The following is a 25,810-nucleotide window of genomic DNA, read 5'->3' as shown; positions in this document are numbered from 1 at the left end:
GCGCTATGACACAAATACCCGACCATTCTTTAGAAATAATTATTACACCTTGGAAACGCGCTCAAAGCATGGTGCGACACAATGCAGCAGAAGGCTTTTTTGCCGCATCGCATAACCTTGATCGCGACAGATACGCGGTTATGTCAGAAATTATTGCTGAACAGAAATGGACTTGGTATTTGCTGAAAAACAACGCACTTGAGCCATCGGCAGACGACTTTAAGCAGAGAGGTGTAGTTACCAGCTTCTTAGGGGCCAATATGCAAAAGTGGCTTCTACAAAATGACTTTCAAACCATAAATAACCCGCCACAAGATAATCAAAAGCTGCTTTCCTTCCTTCTTAGTGGTCGAGTTGATGCAATCCTAGCAAACGATCAGGTCATGAATAGCTTGATCGATGAATTTGGGCATAAAGAAAAAGTTAGATCCGCACTGAATCGAAACAAACCTCTTGGAGTTTATTTCTCGAAAGATTTTCTAGTTTCACAACCCTTGTTTTTAGAACAGTTCAATAAGGCCGTACGTTACTGCAGACAATAAAAAAGCACGCAAAAGCGTGCTTTTTTAACTGACATAGAATTCTTATGAAAGATTCGCAATACGGTTTAAGCCCGCAATAGCCGCAACTCTATAAGCCTCAGCCATTGTTGGATAGTTAAACGTAGTATTGATGAAGTACTTAAGCGTATTGGCTTCGCCTTCCTGAGCCATAATAGCCTGACCGATATGAACGATCTCCGAGGCATGCTCACCAAAGCAATGGATACCCAGAATCTCTAAGGTATCGCGATTAAATAGAATCTTAAGCATACCAACTGGCTGACCATAGATCTGCGCACGCGCAGTGTCTTTAAAGAAAGCCTGACCCACTTCATAAGGCACACATTCTTTTGTTAGCTCTTCTTCAGTTTTACCTACAGAGCTAATTTCTGGGATTGTGTAGATACCCGTAGGTACTTCATTGATATAACGGAAGTCTTCAGCAGACAACATATCTGCAGCAGCAGCACGCCCCTGATCAAGCGCAGCAGAAGCAAGGCTTGGCCACCCTACAACGTCACCCGCAGCATAGATACCTTCACAAGATGTACGGTAATGATCATCAACTTCTAGCTGACCACGGCTATTAGCCTTTAGGCCGATGTTCTCTAACTTAAGCGTCTCAGTGTTACCGCTACGGCCATTACACCATAGGAAAGCATCTGCGCGAATCTTCTTACCAGACTGAAGCGTAAGCGTAACACCACGCTCATCAGCTACGACACTTTCATAAGTTTCGTTATGACGAATCTTCACAGCATTGTTACGAAGGTGATAGCTCAATGAATCAGAGATCTCAGCATCCAAGAAAGACAGTAGACGGCTCTGACTATCAACCAAATCAACTTTTACACCCAAGCCGCTGAAAATCGAAGCGTACTCAGAACCGATAACCCCAGCTCCATAGATGATCAATGTGCGAGGCGTATGGCTTAACTTGAGAACTGTATCAGAGTTATAGATACGAGGATGGTTAAAGTCGATATCAGCTGGCGTATAAGGACGCGAACCTGTTGCAATTACAACGTTCTTAGCACGCAGTATCTCATCACCCTTGGAGGTACCACGAACAATAATTGTATTTTTGTCTTCAAATTCAGCTACACCGAAGAAAACATCAATACGGTTACGCGCATAGAAGTTAGTACGCAGCATTACCTGGCTGGACATAACCTTCTCTGCACGCTTTAAAACCTTAGGAAAGGAGAACCAACGTGGCTCACCGATATCACGGAACATAGGGTTAGTGTTAAATTCTATGATCTGTTTTACAGAGTGGCGAAGCGCTTTAGATGGGATTGTACCTTTATGCGTACAGTTACCACCTACGGCCTCCTGCTCTTCGATAACAGCTACTCGACGCCCTTTTTTCGCGGCATTCATTGCTGCACCTTCACCAGCAGGACCGGAACCTATCACAATGACATCATAGTCATATACCGCCATCATTTACCCCTATCTTATAATTATATCTTATTGTTTCAGCTGATCTTTTTATTAAGAACAGCTTACTCTTAGTTACGTAGCTCTCAATTATTCTTTAGATTTAACTTCGTAACTTAGATCTGCAGATGCTTCTTCTTTAGCTTGTCTATCTTGCTCTTCTTCACATTTTTGAGGGTCATCACCGCAAATGCTGCACTTACCTTCAATGCCGACATTCGCCAAACCACCACAAGAACCACTAATAGGCTTTCGACCTAAAATCACGCCAACAGACATGGCGACTATGACACATAACAAGATGACAAAAGATAAGATAATTGTGCTCATAATTAAAACCTATTGAACCAGATATTGTTTAAAACCAGGAGTCATTTTCTCAACGAATCCACTCTCAGCTTTAATGATAAAAAATGCTTCGATACCGTTCTCAAGTGCAAAGGCTTGCGCCCTCTCTTCGCCCATAACCATCATCGCTGTGGCATAGGCATCAGCCTCGGCGCAACTCGGCATCAGCACAGTAACAGATGCTAATCTATGCGTAATCGGACTACCAGTCGACGGATCTATTGTATGAGAAAAACGAACACCATTCTCTTCAAAATAGTTTCGGTAATCTCCCGACGTAGCTATACCTACATCTTTCACTGCGATAATTCGTTGCACCGAGCGATCAAATCCCGCTGTTGGAGACTCGATAGCAATCTTCCACTCACTACCATCAGGCTTCAACCCTTTAGCGCGCAACTCGCCACCAATTTCAACAAGATAGCTTTCAACACCCTGCTCCTCTAGTAAAGTCGCAAGCACATCTACACCGTATCCTTTAGCAATCGCCGATAGATCAATATAACTAGCCTTCTCTTTAGTTAGCTTTTTGCCATTAAGTTCCAAATAGTTATAACCGATCTCTTGCTGAACCTGCTGAATCTCAAGCTGGGATGGCGCCTTAATTATACGCCCATCCGGCCCAAAGCCCCACAAATTCACAAGTGGCCCAACAGTTACATCAAACGCACCTGAAGAAAGAGCACTTATATCGATGGATTTGGACAAAAGGAAGGCTAGATCATTAGAAAGCTCAACAGAACTTCCCGCAGGAAGCTTATTGATAAGAGAAAGTTCGGAATCATCAATGTAGGTCGACATTGCTTGATTTACTTCTAGCAAAGCCTGATTGAAAACCACTGGGTTGATAGCAGGTTGATTCTGAATAGGAATCCACTTGACCGTATAAGTCGTTCCCATTGTTAAACCTTGATGAGATTTAACCTCAGGAGGCTTTTCCTTACAGGCCGATAACAAAGCCAATAAAAACAAAATGGCCAGCAGCTGAGCTGCCGGCCATTTGTAGGCTTGTCTTCTGACAAACATATCTTACTTAACCACCGAAGTCATCAAGGAAGATATTCTCACGCTCTACACCCAGATCTAGAAGCATCTGGATTACAGCGGAGTTCATCATTGGCGGTCCACACATGTAGTACTCACAATCTTCAGGCGCTTCATGGTCCTTCAGATAGTTTTCATACAATACGTTATGGATGAAGCCAGTCATACCATCCCAGTTATCTTCTGGCTGAGGGTCAGATAACGCTAAGTGCCACTTAAAGTTATCATTCTCATCCTGAAGCATGTCGTATTCTTCGTTGTAGAACGATTCACGCAAAGAACGTGCACCGTACCAGAACGAGATCTTACGAGTAGAGTTCAAACGCTTAAGCTGGTCAAAGATGTGTGAACGCATTGGCGCCATACCAGCACCACCACCGATGAATACCATTTCGCTGTCGTTATCAGTCGCGAAGAATTCACCAAATGGACCGTAAACAGTGATCTTATCACCTTCAACAAGGTTGAATACGTAAGAAGACATGATACCCGGCGGGTGATCGGTACCCGGAGGTGGAGACGCGATACGGATGTTAAATTTAACAACACCACGCTCTTCTGGGTAGTTCGCCATAGAGTAAGCACGGATAGTTGGCTCAGTTACAGTAGACACATACTGCCACATGTTGAACTGATCCCAATCACCACGATACTCTTCCTGGATCACAAAATCTTTATAGTTAACAACGTGAGGTGGGCACTCTAGCTGAACATAACCACCTGCACGGAAGTCTACATTCTCACCTTCTGGCAGACGTAGAGTCAGCTCTTTGATGAACGTAGCAACGTTAGGGTTAGACTCAACAGTACATTCCCACTTCTGAACACCGAAGATCTCTTCTTCAAGTTCGATGTCCATGTCCTGCTTAACAGCCACCTGACAAGATAAACGCCAGCCTTCTTTAGCTTCACGCATTGTAAAGTGAGATTCTTCAGTTGGTAGCATAGAACCACCACCCGCGTGAACTTCACATTTACACTGTGCGCAAGTACCACCGCCACCACAAGCAGACGGGATGAAAATACCCGAATCAGCAAGTGTCTGTAGCAGTTTACCGCCAGCAGGTACTGTGATTGATTTTTCTGGATCGTTATTGATGTTAATCGTAACGTCACCAGAACTTACTAGTTTAGAGCGAGCTGCCAAAATTACTGCTACTAGTGCAAGCACCACAGCAGTAAACATGACAACACCTAGAACGATTTCAGCATTCATTGGCTAATCCTTCCTTTGTCGACCATGTTGGCATTAAAGAGATACACCAGAGAAAGACATGAAGCCTAGAGACATCAAACCAACAGTGATGAAGGTAATGCCCAGACCACGTAGACCTTCTGGTACGTCGCTGTATTTAAGTTTTTCACGGATACCCGCAAGCGCTGTAATAGCTAGCGCCCAACCGATACCTGCACTTACACCGTAAACCACTGACTCACCGAAAGTGTAGTCACGCTCTACCATGAATAGTGCCGCACCCATGATTGCACAGTTAACTGTGATCAAAGGTAGGAATACACCTAGAGAGTTGTATAGAGCTGGTACGTATTTATCCAAGAACATCTCAAGGATCTGTACCATCGCCGCGATTACACCAATGTAAGAGATGTAACCAAGGAAGCTCAAATCAACTTCAGGGTAACCCGCCCATGCAAGCGCGCCTTCACGAAGAAGCAAGTTAAAGATTAGGTTGTTTACAGGTGTTGTGATTGCCAACACAACGACTACAGCAATACCCAAACCTAGAGACGTTTGAACCTTCTTGGAAATCGCCAAGAAAGTACACATCCCTAGGAAGAATGCTAGCGCCATGTTTTCAACGAAAATCGCCTTAACGGCAAGGCTGATTAACTGTTCCATTACACAGCCTCCTTCTTAGTATTTTTAGCTAGCTCAAACTCTGGAGCTTCTACTTGATCTTTGTAGAAAGTACGAGTCAACCAGATGAACATACCAATGATGAAGAATGCACTTGGTGGCAACAGCATCATACCGTTCGCCAAGTACCAGCCGCCATCGTTTACTAGAGGCAGAACTTCGTAGCCAAACAATTTACCTGCGCCGAATAGCTCACGTAGGAAACCTACGAAGATTAGAACCACACCGTAACCTAGACCGTTACCGATACCATCCATAAAGGAGATACCTGGAGGGTTCTTCATAGCGAAGGCTTCAGCACGACCCATTACGATACAGTTAGTAATGATCAGACCTACGAATACAGAAAGCTGCTTAGATACATCGTAAGCAAAAGCTTTAAGAATCTGGTCAACAACGATTACCAATGACGCGATGATAGTCATCTGACAGATGATTCGAACACTGCTTGGAATATGATTACGGATAATCGATACAAACAAGTTCGAGAATGCTGTTACCGCAATTACTGCCATAGTCATTACTAGAGCAGTATTTAAGTTAGAGGTAACCGCCAACGCAGAACATACACCAAGGATCTGAAGACCGATTGGGTTGTTCTTAAATACTGGAGTACTCAGTACTTCTTTAGCTTGTGACATCGCTTACGCCCCCCCTGCTTTCAGGTTAGCCAAGAACGGTGCATAACCGTTTGAACCCATCCAGAATTGAACTAGGTTCGTAACACCGTTTGCAGTCAACGTCGCACCTGCTAGGCCATCAATCTGATGCTTAGCTTTTGGGTTAGACGAATCTACAGTGCCCTTGATTAAGCCAATCGCTGGTTCCATAGAACCTGCAGGGTAAATTTCTTTACCTGGCCATAGCGCTTTCCAGTTCGGGTTATCAACTTCACCACCTAGACCAGGAGTCTCAGCGTGAGAGTAGAAACCAAAACCAACAACTGTATTCAAGTCACCTTCTAGCGCCAAGAATCCGTAAAGTGTAGACCACAGACCGTAGCCGTGTACCGGCAAGATCAATTTCTCAATCTGACCATCTTTTTCTACTAGGTATACAGGCATAACCTTAGCCTGATACTTGATAGAAGCGATATCTACATCTTTAGTCAGCACTTTACCCAATTGAGGGTCTTTAGCTGCTTTCTTAGCGTCGTATTTAGCTGGAACATCTGTAGTGAATTTGCCGGTCTCTAGATCAACGTACTTAGTAGTGATCTGAGCAAACAACTCGTCTACTGATTTATTAGCATCAGAGATACCAGCTGCAGTAAGAATGTTGCTCTTACGGTCTTGATCCTTGTTTGCTACCTGCTTAGGTTTAAGCAGTACAGCAGCCGCAGATACGATTACCGAGCAGACAACACATAAAAGAACTGTAACGGTAATAGTCTTACCGATAGTGTCATTACTTGCTGACATTGCGCGCCAACCTCCGTTTGATGTTTGCCTGAACAACAAAGTTGTCGATCAACGGTGCGAACAAGTTCGCAAATAGGATCGCCAGCATCATACCTTCTGGGAATGCTGGGTTAACCACACGGATCAATACAACCATTACACCAACCAAAGCACCGAAGTACCACTTACCTTTGTTTGTCATAGATGCAGACACAGGGTCTGTCGCCATGAAGAACATACCAAAGGCAAAACCACCCAATACTAGGTGCCAGTAGAATGGCAGACCAAACATAGGGTTTGTTTCAGAGCCGATCAGGTTAAATAGCGTAGAAGTAGCAACCATGCCCAAGAAGACACCAGCAACGATGCGCCATGCAGCAACTTTAGCAATAAGCAGTACTAGACCACCTGCAGCAATCGCTAGTGTAGATACTTCACCTACAGAACCTTGGATTGTACCGATAAATGCATCGAACCAAGTGATGTTCTGCGCAAGAATTGCATCAACACCGCCAGAAGCAGCAAGGCTAAGCGCTGTCGCACCAGAGAAGCCATCAACTGCAGTCCAGATTGCGTCGCCAGACATCTGCGCTGGGTAAGCAAAGAACAGGAATGCACGACCAGTTAGCGCCGGGTTAAGGAAGTTTTTACCGGTACCACCGAATACTTCTTTACCAATTACAACACCAAAACTGATACCTAGAGCAACCTGCCATAGCGGAATGCTTGGAGGAAGAATCAAAGCAAAAAGAACAGAAGTTACGAAGAAGCCTTCGTTTACTTCGTGGCCACGTTTCATTGCAAACAATACTTCCCAGAAACCACCCACTACAAAGGTAACGATGTAGATTGGTAGCCAGTAGGCAGCACCAAGAATGATGTTGTCCCACACACTATCAGGGTTAAAACCCGAAATAGCGCCAGCTAGTGCTGCTTGCCAAGATGTTGGCTCGGTGATGCCCATCGTTTCCATTGCAGTATTTGCCTGCAAACCAACGTTGTACATACCGAAGAAAATTGCTGGGAATGTACACATCCACACCAAGATCATCATACGCTTCAGGTCGACTGCGTCGCGTACGTGAGCTGCTGTTTTAGTTACATAACCCGGAGTGTAGAAAATAGTATCTGCAGCTTCGTAAAGCGCATACCAATTTTCATACTTACCGCCCTTATGGAAGTGCGGCTCCATTTTATCAAGAATATTTCTCAAGCTCATGATCAGGCCTCTTTCTCGATACGCGTCAAATTGTCGCGAAGGATTGGGCCGTACTCATATTTACCTGGGCAGGCAAATGTGCACAGCGCGAGGTCTTCTTCGTCCAGCTCTAGGCAACCTAGTTCCATTGCATGAACAATGTCACCTGTTACTAGCGCACGCAGCAATTGCGTAGGAAGAATATCCATTGGCATTAGCTGTTCGAACTGACCAACCGGAACCATAGCTCGCTCAGAACCGTTCGTAGTCGTTGTAAAGTCAAACTTCTTAGAACGATTCAGGAAGGAAGCGAATACATTAAGCACAGAGAACTTATTTGTACCAGGAACTACCCAGCCCATAAATTCACGCTTATCGCCTTCTTCTAGGATAGTGATCTGGTTTGCGTAACGACCAAGGTAAGCAAACGCGCCTTCAGTAGCTGTACGACCATTCCAAACAGAACCACTGATAATACGGTTATGATCTTCTTTCTGCGCACCAGCAAGAAGCTGTTCGAAGCTCGCACCCAAACGAGTTCGCAACAGACCTGGCTTTGCCGCACGAGGACCACTAACAGCAACAACACGATCAGTGAAAAGCTTACCTTCGGTAAATAATTTACCAACTGCAATCACATCCTGATAACCGATTGTCCAAACTGTTTTCTCCTGAGATACAGGATCAAGGAAGTGGATATGCGTACCAGCATTACCTGCAGGGTGACCACCCTCAAACTCTTCTACTGTCACACCATCAGCAGATGGAATATCAGCACCCGGCGCTTTACATAGATAAACAGTCGTTTCAGACAGCTTAGTCAGAATAGTAAGACCCTGGGAGAATGCTTCTTTTTGTTCAGCGATGATGACAGCTGGGTCACCTGCTAATGGATTGGTATCCATTGCTGTAACAAAAATAGAGTTTGGAGTAGTACCTGGCTGAGGTACACGGCTGAATGGACGTGTGCGAAGCGCAGTCCACAAACCAGAATTAACTAGATTGTCTTGCACTTGTTCGCGCGTCAATCCAGCCAGCTCATTGGCACTATATTTGTTAAATTCAACCGCTTCATCACCGTCCAACTCAATCACTACTGATTGAAGTGCACGACGCTCACCACGGTTAATCGCCTTAACTACACCCGCACCTGGTGCTGTGTAATTAACGCCTTCGGTTTTCTTATCGGAAAAGATCACTTGACCGAGTTTTACTCGATCACCTACCTTGACGGCCATGGTAGGTTTCATACCTACATAGTCAAAGCCGACTACGGCAACGGAGTCTACTGCTGGGCCATCTATAATAGATTGCTCAGGAGCGCCCGTGATCGGTAGATCCAGACCTTTGTTGATCTTGATCATACGCCTCACCCAATTACGTTAAATTCTTTCAGGATTCCAAAATCGATCTTGATTCCGACACGGCCTGTCCCCGAACGTAGTCGATATCTTGTAGTTATTTCGAAAATGGAATTACCCCACCCAAAAATCTGGCTAAGTATACCTGAGCGACGTGTCATTTTTCTACAAAGACCCTGCAATATCAGCGCGTTCCAGCCGATTATCTTGCCTTTTAGCGGTGGAATTTGTAGTTATATATATATAACTGATAGAAATATGATACATAAGGCAAATAAAAAGCCACCCTATAGGTGGCTTTTTAATCAACTCGCTACACTTAAGCTTCTTTCGGGAAAGCTGGTAGAGTGCACTGAGCCATTTTCTGCATCATGCGGATAACCTGGCAGCTATAACCGAATTCGTTATCGTACCAAACGTAAAGTACGCAACGCTTACCACCAGCAATTGTAGCCAACGCATCAACAACACCTGCAGCACGAGAACCAACGAAGTCAGTAGATACAGCTTCTGGAGAGTTGCTGTAGTCGATCTGCTTCTGCATAGCACCGTGTAGCGCAGCTTCACGAAGGTAAGCATTTAGCTCTTCTTTGTCAGTTTCGCTTTCTAGGTTCAGGTTAAGAATAGCCATTGAAACGTTTGGTGTTGGAACACGGATAGCGTTACCAGTAAGCTTACCTTCCATTGCTGGAAGTGCTTTAGATACAGCTTTAGCAGCACCTGTTTCAGTGATAACCATGTTTAGACCAGCAGCGCGACCACGACGGTCACCTTTGTGGTAATTGTCGATTAGGTTCTGGTCGTTAGTGTAAGCGTGAACAGTCTCAACGTGACCATTCTCAATACCGAACTTATCGTATACCGCTTTTAGTACTGGCGTGATTGCGTTTGTAGTACAAGACGCAGCAGATAGGATCGTATCTTCTGGAGAGATATCACCATCGTTAACACCCATAACGATATTCTTAACGCCTTTACCTGGTGCAGTAAGAACTGCACGAGAAGCGCCTTTAGATTGAAGGTGCAGCGATAGACCTTCTTTATCACGCCACTTACCAGTGTTATCAATAATCATTGCATTATTGATGCCGTAAGCAGTGTAATCAATTTCGTCTGGAGAGTTAGCGAAGATCACCTGAATAACGTTACCGTTAGCAGTGATTGTGTTGTTCTCTTCATCAACTGTGATAGTGCCTTTAAAAGAACCGTGAACAGAGTCACGACGTAGCAAGCTAGCACGTTTTTCTAGATCACGTGCTGCAGCACCTTTACGTACAACGATTGCACGTAGGCGAAGTGCTTGACCACCACCAGTACGCTCGATAAGAAGACGAGCAAGCAGACGACCGATACGACCGAAACCGTATAGAACGACATCAGTAGGTTCACGCTCTTCCGTGCCAATTGCATCAGCAAGCTCAGCTTTCAGGAATGTTTCTAGGTCCTGACCGTTACCTTCTGTGCGATATTTAACTGCTAGCTTACCTGCATCGATGTGCGCATTGCGTACATTCAGGTTTTTAACAGCTTCCAGAATTGGAAAAGTATCTACTACAGTTAGTTCCTGCTCTTCAACCTGACGCACGAAACGGTGTGCTTTTAGGATATCGATAACAGAACGTTTGATGATCAGACGACCGAATACTGAAGATTCGATGTTCTGGTCACGGTATAGACTACCTACTAGTGGAACCATAGCTTCAGCTAAGGCTTCGCGTTCTTTCCAATCTGTAAAAACTTGATCTTGGCTCACATGAAACTCCAAAAAGTTTTGTCAACTCGTTGGTACCCTACTAACACAGTCAGATTACAAGTATTAGTCGGACCCTAAAAATTTGGTGCGCGCATTATCCTCTTTTCCACCCTTTTGAGCAAATGCAGCATGATAGACTTTGGAACCATATATTTTGTCCTACTGAATAAGACTTATATTTATCCATTTACCCCAGTTCAAAACTACCAATTACATCTACAACGGTTAAACTACCCGATTTACTATTGGTTAGCGCATATTAAAGGAGCAACTCTGTGCTGCAACTGAACTACTCTCTACCCACAGGCCCCGGCGATAAGAAGCAGATCGGACAAGCCTATGGTGCAGGTACCGGCCTATTAATTACAGACGCAGCAAATCAGTTTAATGGCTTCACTTTAGTCATAACCAACGATACAAACACAGCGAACCGGTTACACGATGAAGTAAGTTTCTTCTCCAGTGATAGCAACTCACTTGAAATTCTTTCATTCCCAGATTGGGAAACACTGCCGTACGATACATTTTCTCCGCATCAAGACATCATATCCGAACGTATTTCTACGCTAAATAGGCTACCCAATTTAAGCAAAGGAATATTGATCGTACCTTTAAGTACGTTAATGCATAGAACAGCACCCACTGATTTTATTGCAGCGAATTGTTTTGATCTAAAACTTGAACAAACCATTAATCCAGAACATCTTCGTAAACAGCTTATCGACGCTGGATATCACGCAGTCGACGCTGTTATGGAACATGGCGAATTTGCCTTCCGTGGATCCATCATCGATCTATTTCCGACGGGTAGTACTTACCCTTTCCGAATCGAATTGTTCGATGATGAAATTGAAACGCTTAGAACATTCGATCCCGAGACGCAGAGATCAATTGAGCAGATCGACGCGATCAACTTACTACCGGCAAAAGAGTTTCCGTTCGACACACGCGCCATTAGCGGTTTTAAATCACGTTGGCGTGAGCGATTTGATGTTGATTACAGACAGTGCCCTGTTTACACCAACATCTCTGATGGCATGACCTCACCGGGTATTGAATATTATCTGCCCCTATTCTTTGAAGAATGCAGCTCTCTGTTTGCCTCATTGCCCGAACAAACACAAATCATTGTTGATAGTGAGCTTGAAGCTACCGCAGAACTATTCGCACAAGAAGTTAATGAACGTTATGAACAGCGACGTCACGACATTACTAACCCTGTACTGTCGCCGAACGAACTGTTCATCTCCACTAGCGAACTGTTCTCTGCATTAAAGCAATATGGCCGCATTAGCCTATCTAGCGACCCTATTGATGAAAAACAAGGTCGCAGCAATCTTCCTTGCACCGAACCACCTTCACTTCCGGTCAACTCACAACTGAAAGAGCCGCTAACGGCATTACAAGGCTTCTTAGCAGAACGCGATGGCGCGGTTCTATTTTGTGCCGAATCAGCTGGTCGTCGAGAAGCATTATTAGAACTTCTTGCACGTATTAATGTTAAGCCTAACCAAGTTGATAACTGGCAAGCATTCTGTGAGTCTGATTACGACCTCGCCATCACGGAATACCCTCTTGAGCAAGGCCTTTCCATCTCAGGGCAGTTGCATCTCATCACTGAAACTCAACTGTTTGGCCATCAAGTATTCCAACGCCGCAGACGTAGCAAAGAGCAGGAACAGAATGACCAGGTTATTCGTAACCTATCAGAGTTAAATCCAGGCTCGCCTGTTGTTCACTTAGATCACGGTGTAGGCCGCTATCTCGGTCTACAGACTATCGAGCTCGAAGGCCAAACTAACGAATTCCTAACACTTGAATACGCAGATGAAGCAAAGCTCTACGTACCCGTATCTGCGCTCCACCTGATCAGTCGTTACACCGGTGCAGGTGATGAACATGCACCACTGCACCGACTTGGCACTGAGCAATGGTCCAAAGCCAAACGTAAAGCAGCCGAAAAAGCACGTGATGCAGCAGCCGAACTACTTGATATCTATGCTCGCCGTGCTTCGCGTATCGGATTCCAGTTTAGCGATCCTGATGAGCAGTACTTACAATTCGCTGCCACCTTCCCATTTGAGGAAACACCGGATCAAGCCGCAGCCATTGGCAACGTTATTCGAGATATGACCGCAGTTCAGCCTATGGACCGTTTGGTATGCGGGGACGTAGGTTTTGGTAAAACAGAAGTTGCTATGCGCGCAGCATTCATGGCAGTACAAAGCGGCAAACAAGTCGTTATTCTTGTACCTACTACACTACTCGCACAGCAACACTACCAGAACTTCCAAGACCGTTTTGCTGACTGGCCGGTAAATGTCGAGCTTATCTCACGTTTTAGAACAGGTAAGCAGCAAAGCACCATTCTAGATAAGCTAGAGGCCGGTAGCGTCGACATCGTTGTTGGCACCCATAAACTGCTCTCTGGCGACATCAATTTCAAAGATCTAGGCCTAGTAATTATTGATGAAGAACATCGTTTCGGTGTCCAGCAGAAAGAGCGCCTAAAATCGCTTCGCTCTGAAGTCGACATTCTAACTCTTACTGCAACACCAATTCCTCGCACGCTAAATATGGCGATGTCTGGCATTCGCGACCTATCTATCATTGCAACACCACCAGCGAAACGACTTTCCGTTAAAACCTTTGTTCGTTATAGCGACACAACTCTAGTCAAAGAAGCTATTTTGCGTGAGCTACTTCGTGGCGGTCAGGTCTATTACCTACACAACGAAGTGAAGAGTATTGAGAAAACAGCAGAAGAGTTACAAGAACTGGTCCCAGAAGCTCGAATCGGTATTGGTCACGGCCAAATGCGTGAGCGTGAACTCGAACAAGTCATGTCTGACTTCTACCATAAACGCTACAACATCTTGCTTTGTACGACCATTATCGAAACCGGCATAGATGTCCCTAATGCTAACACCATCATAATCGATCGCGCCGATAAATTCGGTCTAGCTCAACTACACCAATTACGAGGTCGTGTAGGACGTTCACACCACCAAGCTTATGCTTATCTTTTGACACCGCATAAGAAAGCAATGACCAAAGATGCGATCAAGCGTCTTGAAGCGATAGAGTCCGCAGACGACCTTGGCGCAGGCTTTACCCTTGCAACGCACGATCTAGAGATTCGAGGTGCGGGTGAATTACTGGGTGAAGAGCAAAGCGGTCAGATGCAAACGGTTGGCTTCTCCCTATTTATGGAGATGCTAGAACAAGCGGTTGAATCCATTAAAGAAGGCAAAACACCAAATATGGATCAGCCGATCAAGCAAGGTGTTGATGTAAACTTACATCTATCTGCGTTGATCCCAGATGAATATCTGCCGGATGTGCATAGCCGATTAATATTGTACAAGCGTATCGCTAATGCCAACTCAGCCACTGAACTCAAAGAGCTACAAATAGAGATGATTGATCGCTTTGGACTGCTACCCGATCAGGTTAAGAATCTCTTCAGGCTAACTGAGTTAAAACTACGCGCCGAAGCCATGAATATTGTTAAAATTGATGCTGGTAGCGAGGTCGGCAGAATCGAATTTGCCACTGATGCGAAAGTAGATCCGTTAACTTTAGTAAAAATGGTTCAAAATCAGCCACAAAAATATAAACTTGAGGGCGCAGACAAACTGCGATTCAGTTTAGATATGGAGAAAACCGAAGAACGCTTTAAAGCGGTAGAACGCCTTATGAGTGATCTGGCAGTTAAAACATCATGAAGATAATGCTAAAAGCGATATTCCTACCCTTAATACTTATTTTCAGCAGCAGCGCATTTGCTAACAGCTGGTATAAAGTAGAGGTTATTATTTTTGCCAACAATGATCCTATGGCAATCCACGAGGAATTCTGGCCAGAGATTAACGAAATTCCATTGCGTGATCGCGCCGTAGCACTTAAAGGCAAACCTGGCGCGGGTGAAAACCCAACAGCATACCAGAGCCTACCAAGCAGTCGCCACAGCCTAAAAAATGTTAAAAACCGCCTAAATAATAGCGGCGACTATCGTGTTCTTTTCCACGAAGCTTGGACGCAACCTGTATCACATACCCAGAACCCTCGCCCTATCAAAATCAGTGCAGGTCGCGTTTTAGATAACGGCATGCAAGAGCTTGAAGGTCACATTGCTGTTGGTCGTGGTCGCTACTTACATTTCCGCCCTGACCTATATATCAGCCACTTGGTTGCGCCTAGCAACAATGCACCTACAGCGGCCGAAGAAGAAACCCAGACCGAAGCCTTGCTGACTATGCAAGGCGATAGCGGAGACAAACAAGCAATAGCTGAGACTATTTCTGCCTTCCCTATAATCCCTGAAGTAGTAACTGCACATCAGAATCAAGCAAGGCGAATGAAATCTGAAGAACTTCACTATATTGACCACCCACTCATGGGAATTTTGGTTGAAATAACCCCTCTTGAGACAGAATAAAAAAACCGGCTAGCTGCCGGTTTTTATTTACATTGGAAAAATGTAAATCTCAATTCCCTTCTGATTCTTTAACTAACTCAGGCAACTCACCGCTTAAGTGAACAGTCGTAGTTGGGAAAGCAAATTCAGCACCCTTCTCTTCAACAATCTGCATTATCTGCATCATGACATCCTGCTTAATCTCGTGGAAACGAATCCAATCAGTCGTCTTGGTGAAGGTATAGATAAAGAAATCTAGCGAAGAAGGACCAAAACGATCTAAGTTAACAATCAACGTTTGTTGCTGGTCGATCTCAGGATGCATTCGAAGCATCGCTTTAACCGCTTTGATCACTTCTAAAACCTGAGCAGAATCATCGTAACGAATTCCAATATATTCGTAGATACGACGATTCGTCATTCGTGACGGATTTTCAACCGAGATGTTGGTGAAAGTAGAATTCGGCACGTATAACGGGCGCTTATCAAATGTACGAATTCGAGTCTGGCGCCAACCTATATCTTCTACGGTACCTTCGATCTGTTGATCAGGCGAACGAATCCAGTCACCCACTTTAAATGGACGATCTAGGTAAATCATCAAGCCACCAAAGAAGTTAGCCAAAAGATCTTTAGCAGCAAAACCAACCGCAATACCACCGATACCACCAAACGCCAAAATACCTGAGATACTGTAGCCATAGCTCTGCATAATGATCAGAACAATAATGATGGAAACAATTAAGCGTAGAAGCCTACCCAAGGCTCCAACTGTAGTTGGATCCATAGGTTTCTTCATACGATCTGGCATCACCAGAACTTGCTCTAACCGCTTTAGGAAGCGCAAGCATGACCACGCCAATAGAATCACAGGAACCAGTTTAGGTAACGGGTTATCATCACCCAGCACTTCAATGGCAAAGTTCTGTTCGAATAGCTGTATTAACCAATAACCTGCTGCCAACCAGATTAAAAACAGTGCCGGCCGGCTAAATGAATTCAGAAAAACATCGTCCCAAAGGATTTTAGTTTTTTCCGCTTGCTTCATTAACTGACTGATTGTTGAGCGCGCAACAAGATCAGCAACAACCGCAATCACACAAACAGCTACGGATAAGATGATCCATGCAGAATCACTATAGTCAGGAAAGTGCTCAGTTAATAACTGATTTAACATATCGATCATAACGTCACATCCAGCAAATCATTTGCAAGTACGCGAGCAGCACTTAAACGCTCCTCATCCCTATTCCACTCTTTACCTCTAAGAGAGGATATCTCTTTCAAAGGTTTGAAATCAGACGCTTCCAAGTACTTAAGGATATCCAATGTACCTTGGCGCTCATTACAACACAGCAAAGCCTGACAACCCGAAGCTATCGCCTTATCAGCACGCTCCGCATAACCACCTGCACTATGGGCCGCTTTCATACTCAGGTCGTCACTAAAGATAATTCCACCGAAGCCCATTTTCTTTCTCAAGGTCTCATCCAACCAGAAAGAGGAAAAACCGGCTGGAGAAGAATCGCACTCAGGATAAAGCACGTGCGCAAACATCATCGCTTCGAGTTTGTTATCAACGGCCTGCCTAAACGGCACCATATCGGTCTTCCATAACTCATCAAAAGATCGACCGTCTATAGCATCAGCATGGTGGGTATCTGCATCTGCCCAGCCATGACCAGGAAAATGCTTACCAGTAGCCGACATACCTGCTGAGCGCATACCCTCTATATACGCAGCAGAGAGCTCAGTCACTGTTTCATAGTCTTCACCAAACGCACGATTGCCGATTACCGTATTACGCCCGTAATCGACATCCAAAACCGGTGCGAAGCTCAGATCGACATCAAGCTGACGCAACTCCGCCGCCATCAGATAGCCAAGCTCTTTTACTGCAATAACGCCCTCTGAAGACCCTGAGAATCGTTTCGAAATTGCTTTGACCGGAGGCAGCACTGTAACCCCCTGCTTCAAACGCTGAACTCGACCACCCTCTTGATCGATACTAATCACAAGCTCTTCACGAATCGCTCGCATAGAAGCCACAAGTGCCTCAACTTGCTCTGCGTTTTCCGTATTACGTGCAAATAAAATAACGCCACCGATGAAAGGATGTTTTAGGAGATCCTTTTCTTCAGCGGTTAATTCCGTACCTTCAAGGTCTAGAAACAGAGTAACTTCAGACATAGAGATTATTCTTCAATTAAAACAGATGTACCGGCTGACACTTTCGAGAATAGCTGAATCAAATCGCTGTTTCTCATACGAATACATCCATGAGATTTAGCCACTCCCATAGGTTCCGTATCTGGCGTACCGTGTATGTAGACATAGCGCTGCATGGTATCAACTTCACCCAAGCGGTTACGACCAATTTCTAGACCAGAGAGCCACATGATCCGAGTTAGGATCCAATCACGATTAGGATAAGCATCAGCCAGCTCTTGCGAATAGATTTCGCCAGTTTGGCGTCGACCAACAAAAACAGCGTTTTCTTGAGCGTCCGAGCCGATCATAGCGCGAATATAGTGACGGCCTCTTGGCGTACAACCACTATTCTTTTGTTCGCCCGGACCATTAAGCGCTGTAGAAATGGCATAGCTCTGCAGCAGTTTTGTGCCGCTCGACAGTTCCAATGTTTGTCGAGCGATAGATACCCTAATGCAGAGCATAGGATTACAAACGGCAGAAGTAAGTTTTATCAGCACGCGCCTGAAGGCCAGCAGACAAAACAGGAATCATTCGATGTAGGATCTGCTCTACTTCTGCACTCCCTTGGAACTCGCGCTTTTCGATCGCATTGAGTGTATGGAAGTTCGACAAAGTAAAAGTAATGGAACCAAGAAGGAAATGAAGCCTCCAGAAAAACTCATCATCTTCCATCGGTGCAGAATCTTGACGTAGGAGCTTGATGAAAGGCTGAACTTTCTCACTATAACGTTCGATCAAGAAATCGCGCAGCTCTTCTTGATTCTTCATATAAGACAGCTCTAGCAGCCTCATAAATACAGATAGAGCATTGACGTTGTCGCGATTTACCAAAAGCAAAGCGCGCATCAGCATTTCTAAAAGCTCTTCGAGAGAAGGCTGTTGACCATCCGCATTAGCAAGACGTTGATCCAACATCAGGCCGAGTTCATCGCACAAGGGTTCTAGAAACTTTTCAGCAACGGCCTGAATCAAGCCTTTTTTCGAACCAAAATGGTAGTTGATAGCTGCTAAGTTAACGTCTGCGCGACTGGTTATCTGACGAACAGTTGTTTCAGCAAACCCCTGTTCAGCAAACAATGTTTCAGCAGCCTGCACAATACTTGCCGATGTTCCCTTGTGATGCATCAGTACTCCAAACCAGCGTTTCAAACAAATGATGGATGAATTATAACGATAATCACCCGTAATAAATCAAGTCATTATTGCGTGTAAATCTTTGTTTACTACCAATTTATGAAACAAGCTTACTTGTTACACGAATTGGTAAATTAGGAAGGAAGAATAACAAGGAGAAATGAATAGGAAATGAAAGCATAAAAACTAAGGAGGTGTTCATTTGGAATCACCTCCCCAGCCAAATAGATTAGCGATTAATGATGTTTTGGCGCGTTAAGCGGCTCCACCACTTTGTTAAAACCTTATCGCTAGAATCCGCAGCCATATCAGAGATCTTGTCTTGTAGCGTCTTCTTCTGTTCGTAACGAACTTCGAAAATATCACTCTCATCTGACGCATCCATTAAGTACTGATCGGATGTCATCAACTCATCAACTAAGTTGACATCAAGCGCCTGTTTGCCAAACCAAATTTCACCTGTAGCCACCTTATCGATATCAACAACGTCGCGGTACTCGTGCACAAAGTTCTTAAACAGCTCATGCGTTTCTTCTAACTCTTCCTTAAACTTCTCACGACCTTTATCAGTATTCTCACCAAACACAGTCAAAGTACGCTTATATTCGCCCGCTGTTAGCACTTCAAAATCGATATCGTTTTTCTTTAGCAACTTATGGAAGTTAGGCAACTGAGCGATCACACCGATAGAACCAACAATGGCAAATGGCGCAGCAATCAACTTGTCCGCTAAACACGCCATCATGTAACCGCCACTTGCTGCAACTCGATCTACACAGATCGTTAGAGGAATCTCTTTACGCTTGATACGCTCAATTTGAGAAGACGCAAGACCATACTCATGCACCATACCACCAGGACTCTCAAGACGGATCACAACTTCGTCCTGCGGCTCTGCCATCATCAAAACTGCTGACACTTCTTGACGGAAAGGTTCAACTTCACTTGCTTTAACATCACCATCAAAATCCAAAACGTAGATACGCTTACGACGTGGCTCATCTTCTTTCGGCGGGTTTTTCTTACGCGCTTTTTTCTCTTCTTTTTCTTTCTTTTTCTCTTCTTTCTGCATCGCTTTTAGCGTTTCTTTATCTAGAATCGCATCTTCTAGCGCTTCCTTCATATCCAAAAGCTCATCATTAAAATGAGTCACTTCAATCTCACCTTGATGACCATCTTTACGAGAACGAGAAGAAACAACAGCAATACCTGCAACAACCGCAATAATGGCAATAACAATAGTTACCGATTTAGCCAAAAACAGGCCGTATTCACTGAAAAATTCAACCACAGAGAAAACTCCGAAATAAACTATAAGTAGAAGGACCGCTAATGTATCATAAATCCCCCTTTTACCCACCCGTTTGAGATAACGTAGTAATGAGCCAAGAGATATCTGTTAGCAAAGTTGTTGAAAAATTACCGAGTCGATTTGTTTCTCAAAATGCTGTGGATCTTGAAGCTGTCTTTCAATTTGAACTAGAAGACGATCAAAACTTCTATATCGAAATTAAAGATGCTCAGTGTAACGTTTTAACGGGTGACCATGATGATCCAAATGTGACACTTATCATGGAAGCAGAAACAATGGTGAGTGTAATCAACGGTGAAAAAGATGGTATGAGCGCCTTCCTTTCTGGTCAGTTAAGAGCAGAAGGCAACATCATGTTAGCGACTAAACTTGGCAAATTATTTAGTCGAGAAAAACAAACAGATCAATAATTTACATCTCTTCTATAAACTTATCGATCAACTGCCTCGAGATAGTGAATTTGGGTGGAATGGTTGGCAGGTCATCAACACTAAACCAATCAGCTCTTAGAATCTCTTCACCGTCGGGCGTTATCTCACCCTCACTATAATCAGCCATAAAGCCAAGCATAAATGAGTGCGGGAAAGGCCATGATTGGCTGCAAACATACTTAATGTTTTTAACTTTAATTCCTACCTCTTCCATCACCTCACGCTCCACAGCGTGCTCTGCAGATTCCCCCGCTTCGATGAAGCCTGCCAAGGTACTGTAACGACCAGATTTAAACTTGCTGGAATGCGCCAAAAGGCATTTATCATCTTTGCGCACCAACACAATAATACAAGGCGAAAGGCGTGGGTATTGATGATGTCCGCAGGATGGACAAACCTTGGCAAGGTCCGCCTCATCCATAACCAGTTCAGTTGCACAGCGTGGACAGAACTTAAACGAGGCATGCCAAGTTATTACTTGAGCTGCAGCAGACAATATAGAGAACTCATCTTCGTTTTCAGTCTGCGACAAGGCTAAACGCAAATCCAACGCCTCCACAAATAAGCACTTACCCCTATCCTTTAAAACAGCAACTCGGTAAGACTTATTAGAAACCTCAGGCAAATCAAAACTGATCTCCACATCAAGTGATTCCAGCTCTATCTCTGAGAAAAGAAATCTGCCTTGTTGATCACAAAGTAGCGACTCTCCGAATGCTAAAAAGTAGTTTTTTTCCTGTAACCCCAAGATTTACCTCCATTTTTCGCACTGTAAAATCTATTTATGTACGAGTTTACAACTGCAGTAGAGCAGTCATAAAGGCATTAACTAGTAGTTTTTGCAACTCCATTCACAACTTAACAGCCATTTTAGTTAAAGATACGCCTATCAATAATCTTAGTCTTTAGATTTATAAGACCAACTGTTAGTCTATGCCAACCCAAATAAATAAGGGTTTTCCCTATAACAGCAGTAGCTGTTCTGATTATAGGAAACAGAGTAATGACCAACACATTATCACAAGCATTTACTAGAAACTTTCTAGGCAATTCACCTGTATGGTACAAGCTAGCGATTCTAGGTTTTTTGATACTAAATCCAATCCTTCTGGTTACCTTAGGGCCCGTAATTACAGGCTGGATCCTAATCTTTGAATTTATATTTACACTGGCTCTGGCATTAAAATGCTATCCCCTTCAACCTGGCGGCCTACTCGCTATTGAAGCCATAATTATTGGCCTCGCAAGCCCCGATTCCGTCGCTCATGAAATAGAAGCTAACCTCGAAGTCATCCTTTTACTGATGTTCATGGTGGCTGGCATCTACTTTATGAAGGATATGCTCCTCTGGGTGTTCACTAAAATACTCATTAAGGTTAGATCTAAAACCCTGCTCGCTCTACTCTTCTCTTTCTTCTCTGCATTCTTATCTGCTTTCCTCGACGCCCTTACTGTCACCGCTGTGCTGATCAGTGTAGGCGTCGGCTTTTATGCGGTTTATCACAAAGTCGCTTCGGGTAAGGCATATCACAATCCTGATCACGACCACGCCGATGATGAAGCTGTACATGCGAACCATCATGCCGATCTCGAAGAATTTCGTGCCTTCTTGCGAAGCTTACTTATGCACGGTGCTGTCGGTACAGCACTTGGGGGAGTATGTACGCTGGTTGGAGAGCCACAAAACCTATTAATAGCTGAAAAAGCCGGTTGGAGCTTTCTTGAATTCTTTTTACTTATGGCACCCATTACACTACCAGTGCTAGTTGCCGGCTTAGTTACTTGTGCCTTAGTAGAAAAAACTAAAATCTGTGGATATGGAGCACGCTTACCAAAAAACGTTAGGGATATTCTTTTAGATTTTGCGGCTGAACAGGATGGTAAGCGCACCTTGCGCGACAAAGCGGCACTCTGCATCCAAGCCTTTGTTGCCGGCTTTTTAGTCTTTGCACTGGCTTTTCATGTTGCAGAAGTAGGTTTAATTGGCCTTACGATCATCATTCTTCTAACTGCCTTTAACGGCATTGTCGAAGAACATCAGATAGGAAAAGCATTTGAAGAGGCACTGCCCTTCACCGCGCTCTTAGTTGTATTCTTTTCAATCGTTTCAGTCATTCATGAAAACCATCTATTCCAACCAATTATCGAAGCAGTTTTAGCTTTACCGGTAGAACAACAACCGGGCGTATTTTTTATCGCCAATGGAGTACTTTCAGCTATCAGTGATAACGTGTTTGTCGCAACGGTTTATATCAATGAAGTCGTTGCAGCTTTGAATAGCGGCTCAATTACACGCGAGCATTTCAATTCGCTAGCCATTGCAATCAACACAGGCACCAATATCCCAAGTGTCGCAACACCCAATGGGCAAGCTGCATTTTTATTCCTGTTAACATCGGCCTTAGCACCACTTATCCGCCTCTCATACGGCAAGATGGTTGTTATGGCCCTGCCTTACACAATAGTGATGAGCGCTGTGGCATACACCTCCCTGCAGATGTATCTCTAGCCAACTATCTAAAAGTTAAAGGCCAGCATCCTCATGCTGGCCTTTAACTTTTAATAACAGCGAGTAAGACTTTACACTTTGAACTTAGACACCATCGCCTGAAGTTGTTTAGAAATATCGCTCACTTGATCATTTGCTCCTGCTGACTGTTTAGCACCTGCTGCAGTTTGTTCAAACCCTGCACTAATGCTTTCTAGATCCCTAGCGATATCGTCTGCGACTGCTGATTGCTGCTCTACAGCTCCTGCAACCTGAATGTTCATTTCACTGATCGCATTTATCGCATTATGTATTCGCTCTAGCGCCTCTGCAGTTTCCTCTGACTGTGCCACTGTTTGCTGTGACTGCGAGTAACTGGTTTCGATTGCTTTTACAGTATCTGCTGTACCGGATTGCAACCGCTGAATAATCTCTTGAATCTCAGTAGTAGAAGATTGCGTTCTTTGTGCTAACGTCCTTACTTCATCTGCTACAACTGCGAAGCCTCGACCTTGTTCACCAGCTCGCGCCGCCTCAATTGCAGCATTCAGCGCCAGCAAGTTGGTTTGTTCAGAGATATTCTGAATAACCCCAATAACTACTTCGATATCAGAACTACTTTGTTCAAGGGTTTTAATAAACTCTACCGTAGTTTCAAGGTTAGTCGCTAGATCTCCAATTTCCGTCAATGTCTTACTGATGGTCTGCTTACCTCTTTCTACCTCAGACAAGCCTTCATTTGATTGCGTGGCTGAATCGGTCGCATGACGTACCACCTCCTGAATACTCATAGCCATCTCATTAACTGCTGCAGCAATCGATGAAGTTTTAGCTTGTTGTTGATCAATAATATGTGAGGTCTCTTCTGATATCTGACTAGCAGAATCAGCATTAACGGAAAGGTCTTTACTAGTACTGATAATGTTACCAATAAGTGATTTAAGCATTTGCGACATTTCACTGACAGATCGATATATACCTGTATCGCCGCTTGATACGACCAAATCTCTAGATAGATCCCCTTCTGAAATGCTTCGTGTAATTGCTGCGATATCAGCAGGCTCACCACCGATGGGCTTACGAATTATCTTAGCGATAACCCACGACAAAACCACACCAACAACTATTGAAAACAATGAAAGCACAACAATCATAAAGACTGTATTTTCCGCCAACGCTTGTATCTCTGGGCCTAGAGCATCTTGGTCTTTCTTAACTGATAGTTTTACATCCTCTAAGTCTTTCGCAATAATTGGCCCAATTTTATTTAAGGTTCCATTGATTAAGCCATTTCGCTCTTCAATGATCTCAACCACTTTTGTGAAAGTAGATATGTACTGCTCGTGTTGCTGTTTGAATACCCGCAATGACTCTCTGCGAGTTGGGTTTTGAAGATTTTCATCCAACTTTTCAACAAAAGGCCAAATTTTCTCTTGAAGCTCCTGCTTGGCCCTATCCTCATCAGCAGTAGCATTAGTAATAAGATACTTAGCTACATACAAACGACCTAGGAGTAAGTGCTCTTGGACCTGAGCGGCATAGAAGGCTGCGGTAATATCGTTATCTGCATAAGCCGACTTAATAATACTTGTCATCTGCTTACGCATTGATAGGCCTGAAGGATCAAGCTGATTTTTTACTAATCTATTTCGCTCTCTAAAGAGCTCAACTACTTTGCTAAAACCATTTTTATACTTGGTTAGATTTTGTGCAGATTTAGCAACTAATTCCGCGCGTTCAGGCTTTTGAATCTCAACTTTGGCTTCAGCCATAAAGCTTTCAACTTTCGCTAAACGACCATCGTATTGTTTGATCGACTCTTCACTGCGCTCATTTAGAAATTTTAGAACGCCTAAGCGGACCATCAGCATATTAGCCTGTAAACGACCCGCTAAGTTTGTATCACGAGCAAGACCACGATACTCGACTACGCCGTTATAAACGCTGTTGACGCCTACCCAAGAAGCAATCGAAATGACCGCAAGAAGAATGATGATCGAAGAAAAGCCCGCACTAATCTGAGCGGTTAGTTTAAGTTTCTGAAACATAATACAACTCGCTTCATGAGGCTCTTCCCTAAGGCTCGTGTAATTTTGTTTAAGGTTTAAACAACAGTGTAGTTCAGAAAATCTTAATGCAAGGGAGATTTTTAGTGAGGCCAGTTAATACAAGAAGTAAAAACCAGAATAAAACAGGCTAATTACAACCTGATCAAAAGCAATAAAACTACTTATATAAACCAAGCCGTTGTAACCTGATACACATAACAGGGAATTATTAATACTTACCAATAATCTGGATTATTAAAGGCCTTAACACAGCCTAATTTCCCATTTGAAGGCTCAATATCACGATCATTAAGCATCTGTGCAAGCCACCCCATTGGCTGACTCAATGGATAAGGTGGTTCGATTAACTCAATACTAACTTGTCTAAATCCAGTTTTTGAATAGAAAGCAGGATCGCCATAAGTAACCACCAGCTCTATGCCTTTTGCTTTTAATTGATCTAACCCATATCGGATCAGCTTTTGGCCAATGCCTTTTCCTTGGAAGCTGCTAGCAATAGCCATAGGTGACAACATAAACGCTAGAGCTTTATTCGGAAGGGTTAACCGGCTGAAGAATATAGCGCCAACTAGATAGCCACGCTCATGTGCACAAAATCCAAGAAGATCGTTTTGTGGAGTTTCGTCCACCAACTTGGTTACCAATTGCCTTAGCAACCGCCCTTCATGCTCACCAGCAGAAGCTGTAAAAACAGCTTCGAACAGATTTACAGTTTCCTGTACATTAATATAATTAAAAGCTGAATATTCCATTCAAACAGTCCTTAAATACTCATTT

Annotated in this window: 23 protein-coding genes; 5 read left to right on the top strand and 18 right to left on the bottom strand. The window is 43.9% G+C overall.

From position 1 onward, the window contains the following. Nucleotides 1-5: 5 nt before the first annotated feature. A complete protein-coding gene (locus tag ACMXYT_RS07435; RefSeq protein WP_415900993.1) occupies nt 6-542 on the top strand; it encodes a substrate-binding periplasmic protein in 537 nt (178 codons plus the stop codon). A 42-nt stretch (nt 543-584) separates the two neighbouring features. Here the strand turns inward: ACMXYT_RS07435 and sthA are convergent, their stop codons facing one another. The 10 genes from sthA to ACMXYT_RS07385 all read right to left on the bottom strand — a co-directional run bounded on the left by sthA (nt 585) and on the right by ACMXYT_RS07385 (nt 10,965). Further along, nucleotides 585-1,988, bottom strand: coding sequence for a Si-specific NAD(P)(+) transhydrogenase (gene sthA, locus ACMXYT_RS07430; protein WP_415900992.1), 1,404 nt, complete (start codon nt 1,986-1,988; stop codon nt 585-587). Between the two features lie 87 nt (nt 1,989-2,075). Further along, entirely contained in the window at nt 2,076-2,315 is a 240-nt protein-coding gene (gene nqrM, locus ACMXYT_RS07425; protein ID WP_415884513.1) for a (Na+)-NQR maturation NqrM, read from the bottom strand. A 9-nt stretch (nt 2,316-2,324) separates the two neighbouring features. Beyond that, the gene (locus ACMXYT_RS07420) at nt 2,325-3,233 is read right to left on the bottom strand and encodes an FAD:protein FMN transferase (protein ID WP_415900991.1); all 909 of its coding nucleotides are present in this window, start codon (nt 3,231-3,233) and stop codon (nt 2,325-2,327) included. Between the two features lie 133 nt (nt 3,234-3,366). Then, nucleotides 3,367-4,593, bottom strand: a complete 1,227-nt coding sequence (nqrF, locus tag ACMXYT_RS07415) for an NADH:ubiquinone reductase (Na(+)-transporting) subunit F (RefSeq protein WP_415884511.1) — start codon at nt 4,591-4,593, stop codon at nt 3,367-3,369. Between the two features lie 33 nt (nt 4,594-4,626). Continuing rightward, the gene (gene nqrE / locus ACMXYT_RS07410) at nt 4,627-5,235 is read right to left on the bottom strand and encodes an NADH:ubiquinone reductase (Na(+)-transporting) subunit E (protein ID WP_415884510.1); all 609 of its coding nucleotides are present in this window, start codon (nt 5,233-5,235) and stop codon (nt 4,627-4,629) included. Next, on the bottom strand, nt 5,235-5,894 hold the full coding sequence (locus tag ACMXYT_RS07405) for an NADH:ubiquinone reductase (Na(+)-transporting) subunit D (RefSeq protein WP_415884509.1): 660 nt from the start codon (nt 5,892-5,894) through the stop codon (nt 5,235-5,237). Before ACMXYT_RS07405 ends, nqrE begins: the two co-directional genes overlap by 1 nt. 3 nt (nt 5,895-5,897) lie before the next feature. After that, the gene (locus tag ACMXYT_RS07400) at nt 5,898-6,674 is read right to left on the bottom strand and encodes a Na(+)-translocating NADH-quinone reductase subunit C (protein WP_415884508.1); all 777 of its coding nucleotides are present in this window, start codon (nt 6,672-6,674) and stop codon (nt 5,898-5,900) included. Next, nucleotides 6,661-7,872: an NADH:ubiquinone reductase (Na(+)-transporting) subunit B gene (locus ACMXYT_RS07395; protein ID WP_415884849.1), complete on the bottom strand. Its 1,212-nt coding sequence runs from the start codon at nt 7,870-7,872 to the stop codon at nt 6,661-6,663. Before ACMXYT_RS07395 ends, ACMXYT_RS07400 begins: the two co-directional genes overlap by 14 nt. 2 nt (nt 7,873-7,874) lie before the next feature. Further along, nucleotides 7,875-9,215, bottom strand: a complete 1,341-nt coding sequence (locus ACMXYT_RS07390; protein WP_415900989.1) for a Na(+)-translocating NADH-quinone reductase subunit A — start codon at nt 9,213-9,215, stop codon at nt 7,875-7,877. A 316-nt stretch (nt 9,216-9,531) separates the two neighbouring features. Then, entirely contained in the window at nt 9,532-10,965 is a 1,434-nt protein-coding gene (locus tag ACMXYT_RS07385; RefSeq protein WP_415900988.1) for a glyceraldehyde-3-phosphate dehydrogenase, read from the bottom strand. A 275-nt stretch (nt 10,966-11,240) separates the two neighbouring features. Here ACMXYT_RS07385 and mfd point away from each other — a divergent pair, with 275 nt between their 5' ends. Further along, nucleotides 11,241-14,693, top strand: a complete 3,453-nt coding sequence (mfd, locus tag ACMXYT_RS07380) for a transcription-repair coupling factor (RefSeq protein ID WP_415900987.1) — start codon at nt 11,241-11,243, stop codon at nt 14,691-14,693. Continuing rightward, on the top strand, nt 14,690-15,406 hold the full coding sequence (locus ACMXYT_RS07375) for a CsiV family protein (RefSeq protein WP_415900986.1): 717 nt from the start codon (nt 14,690-14,692) through the stop codon (nt 15,404-15,406). Before mfd ends, ACMXYT_RS07375 begins: the two co-directional genes overlap by 4 nt. Nucleotides 15,407-15,455: 49 nt before the next feature. Here the strand turns inward: ACMXYT_RS07375 and ACMXYT_RS07370 are convergent, their stop codons facing one another. From ACMXYT_RS07370 to sohB, 5 genes are all read right to left on the bottom strand, one after another. Beyond that, nucleotides 15,456-16,571: a mechanosensitive ion channel family protein gene (locus ACMXYT_RS07370; protein ID WP_415900985.1), complete on the bottom strand. Its 1,116-nt coding sequence runs from the start codon at nt 16,569-16,571 to the stop codon at nt 15,456-15,458. After that, nucleotides 16,568-17,575, bottom strand: coding sequence for a beta-N-acetylhexosaminidase (gene nagZ, locus ACMXYT_RS07365; RefSeq protein ID WP_415900984.1), 1,008 nt, complete (start codon nt 17,573-17,575; stop codon nt 16,568-16,570). The genes ACMXYT_RS07370 and nagZ overlap by 4 nt, the downstream gene beginning before the upstream one ends. A 5-nt stretch (nt 17,576-17,580) precedes the next feature. Then, on the bottom strand, nt 17,581-18,060 hold the full coding sequence (locus tag ACMXYT_RS07360) for a L,D-transpeptidase family protein (RefSeq protein ID WP_415901108.1): 480 nt from the start codon (nt 18,058-18,060) through the stop codon (nt 17,581-17,583). Nucleotides 18,061-18,064: 4 nt separating this feature from the next. Next, a complete protein-coding gene (locus ACMXYT_RS07355; RefSeq protein ID WP_415900983.1) occupies nt 18,065-18,724 on the bottom strand; it encodes a TetR/AcrR family transcriptional regulator in 660 nt (219 codons plus the stop codon). Nucleotides 18,725-18,962: 238 nt separating this feature from the next. Beyond that, on the bottom strand, nt 18,963-20,024 hold the full coding sequence (sohB, locus tag ACMXYT_RS07350; RefSeq protein ID WP_415900982.1) for a protease SohB: 1,062 nt from the start codon (nt 20,022-20,024) through the stop codon (nt 18,963-18,965). Nucleotides 20,025-20,113: 89 nt separating this feature from the next. On the opposite strand from sohB, the gene ACMXYT_RS07345 reads away from it, so the two are divergent. After that, entirely contained in the window at nt 20,114-20,455 is a 342-nt protein-coding gene (locus tag ACMXYT_RS07345; protein WP_415884859.1) for an SCP2 sterol-binding domain-containing protein, read from the top strand. 1 nt (nt 20,456) lies between these two features. Here ACMXYT_RS07345 and nudC read toward each other — a convergent pair whose 3' ends face one another. After that, on the bottom strand, nt 20,457-21,224 hold the full coding sequence (nudC, locus tag ACMXYT_RS07340) for an NAD(+) diphosphatase (RefSeq protein ID WP_415900981.1): 768 nt from the start codon (nt 21,222-21,224) through the stop codon (nt 20,457-20,459). A gap of 255 nt (nt 21,225-21,479) precedes the next feature. Here nudC and nhaB point away from each other — a divergent pair, with 255 nt between their 5' ends. Further along, nucleotides 21,480-22,985: a sodium/proton antiporter NhaB gene (gene nhaB / locus ACMXYT_RS07335; RefSeq protein ID WP_415912105.1), complete on the top strand. Its 1,506-nt coding sequence runs from the start codon at nt 21,480-21,482 to the stop codon at nt 22,983-22,985. A gap of 71 nt (nt 22,986-23,056) precedes the next feature. On the opposite strand, the gene ACMXYT_RS07330 is transcribed toward nhaB, so the two are convergent. Next, entirely contained in the window at nt 23,057-25,012 is a 1,956-nt protein-coding gene (locus ACMXYT_RS07330; protein WP_415900979.1) for a methyl-accepting chemotaxis protein, read from the bottom strand. Nucleotides 25,013-25,248: 236 nt separating this feature from the next. Next, nucleotides 25,249-25,785: a GNAT family N-acetyltransferase gene (locus tag ACMXYT_RS07325; RefSeq protein ID WP_415900978.1), complete on the bottom strand. Its 537-nt coding sequence runs from the start codon at nt 25,783-25,785 to the stop codon at nt 25,249-25,251. Nucleotides 25,786-25,810: the final 25 nt, after the last annotated feature.

It is taken from the genome of Neptuniibacter sp. QD37_11 (genome assembly GCF_047778105.1).
Taxonomy (GTDB): Bacteria; Pseudomonadota; Gammaproteobacteria; order Pseudomonadales; family Balneatricaceae; genus Neptuniibacter.
The sequence above is the reverse complement of the archived record's forward strand: the minus strand, read 5'-3'. Positions and strand labels throughout refer to the sequence as shown.

Excerpts from the sequence above, each read along its gene's own strand:
- ACMXYT_RS07435 (WP_415900993.1), top strand. The coding sequence starts at position 6 with ATGACACAAATACCCGACCATTCTTTAGAAATAATTATTACACCTTGG.
- ACMXYT_RS07405 (WP_415884509.1), bottom strand. The coding sequence starts at position 5,894 with ATGTCACAAGCTAAAGAAGTACTGAGTACTCCAGTATTTAAGAACAAC.
- ACMXYT_RS07370 (WP_415900985.1), bottom strand. The coding sequence starts at position 16,571 with ATGATCGATATGTTAAATCAGTTATTAACTGAGCACTTTCCTGACTAT.
- sthA (WP_415900992.1), bottom strand. The coding sequence starts at position 1,988 with ATGGCGGTATATGACTATGATGTCATTGTGATAGGTTCCGGTCCTGCT.
- ACMXYT_RS07325 (WP_415900978.1), bottom strand. The coding sequence starts at position 25,785 with ATGGAATATTCAGCTTTTAATTATATTAATGTACAGGAAACTGTAAAT.
- nqrF (WP_415884511.1), bottom strand. The coding sequence starts at position 4,593 with ATGAATGCTGAAATCGTTCTAGGTGTTGTCATGTTTACTGCTGTGGTG.
- ACMXYT_RS07375 (WP_415900986.1), top strand. The coding sequence starts at position 14,690 with ATGAAGATAATGCTAAAAGCGATATTCCTACCCTTAATACTTATTTTC.
- nagZ (WP_415900984.1), bottom strand. The coding sequence starts at position 17,575 with ATGTCTGAAGTTACTCTGTTTCTAGACCTTGAAGGTACGGAATTAACC.
- ACMXYT_RS07355 (WP_415900983.1), bottom strand. The coding sequence starts at position 18,724 with ATGCATCACAAGGGAACATCGGCAAGTATTGTGCAGGCTGCTGAAACA.
- ACMXYT_RS07345 (WP_415884859.1), top strand. The coding sequence starts at position 20,114 with ATGAGCCAAGAGATATCTGTTAGCAAAGTTGTTGAAAAATTACCGAGT.
- nhaB (WP_415912105.1), top strand. The coding sequence starts at position 21,480 with ATGACCAACACATTATCACAAGCATTTACTAGAAACTTTCTAGGCAAT.
- nqrE (WP_415884510.1), bottom strand. The coding sequence starts at position 5,235 with ATGGAACAGTTAATCAGCCTTGCCGTTAAGGCGATTTTCGTTGAAAAC.
- nqrM (WP_415884513.1), bottom strand. The coding sequence starts at position 2,315 with ATGAGCACAATTATCTTATCTTTTGTCATCTTGTTATGTGTCATAGTC.
- ACMXYT_RS07330 (WP_415900979.1), bottom strand. The coding sequence starts at position 25,012 with ATGTTTCAGAAACTTAAACTAACCGCTCAGATTAGTGCGGGCTTTTCT.
- ACMXYT_RS07420 (WP_415900991.1), bottom strand. The coding sequence starts at position 3,233 with ATGGGAACGACTTATACGGTCAAGTGGATTCCTATTCAGAATCAACCT.
- ACMXYT_RS07390 (WP_415900989.1), bottom strand. The coding sequence starts at position 9,215 with ATGATCAAGATCAACAAAGGTCTGGATCTACCGATCACGGGCGCTCCT.
- ACMXYT_RS07400 (WP_415884508.1), bottom strand. The coding sequence starts at position 6,674 with ATGTCAGCAAGTAATGACACTATCGGTAAGACTATTACCGTTACAGTT.
- ACMXYT_RS07360 (WP_415901108.1), bottom strand. The coding sequence starts at position 18,060 with ATGCTCTGCATTAGGGTATCTATCGCTCGACAAACATTGGAACTGTCG.
- ACMXYT_RS07395 (WP_415884849.1), bottom strand. The coding sequence starts at position 7,872 with ATGAGCTTGAGAAATATTCTTGATAAAATGGAGCCGCACTTCCATAAG.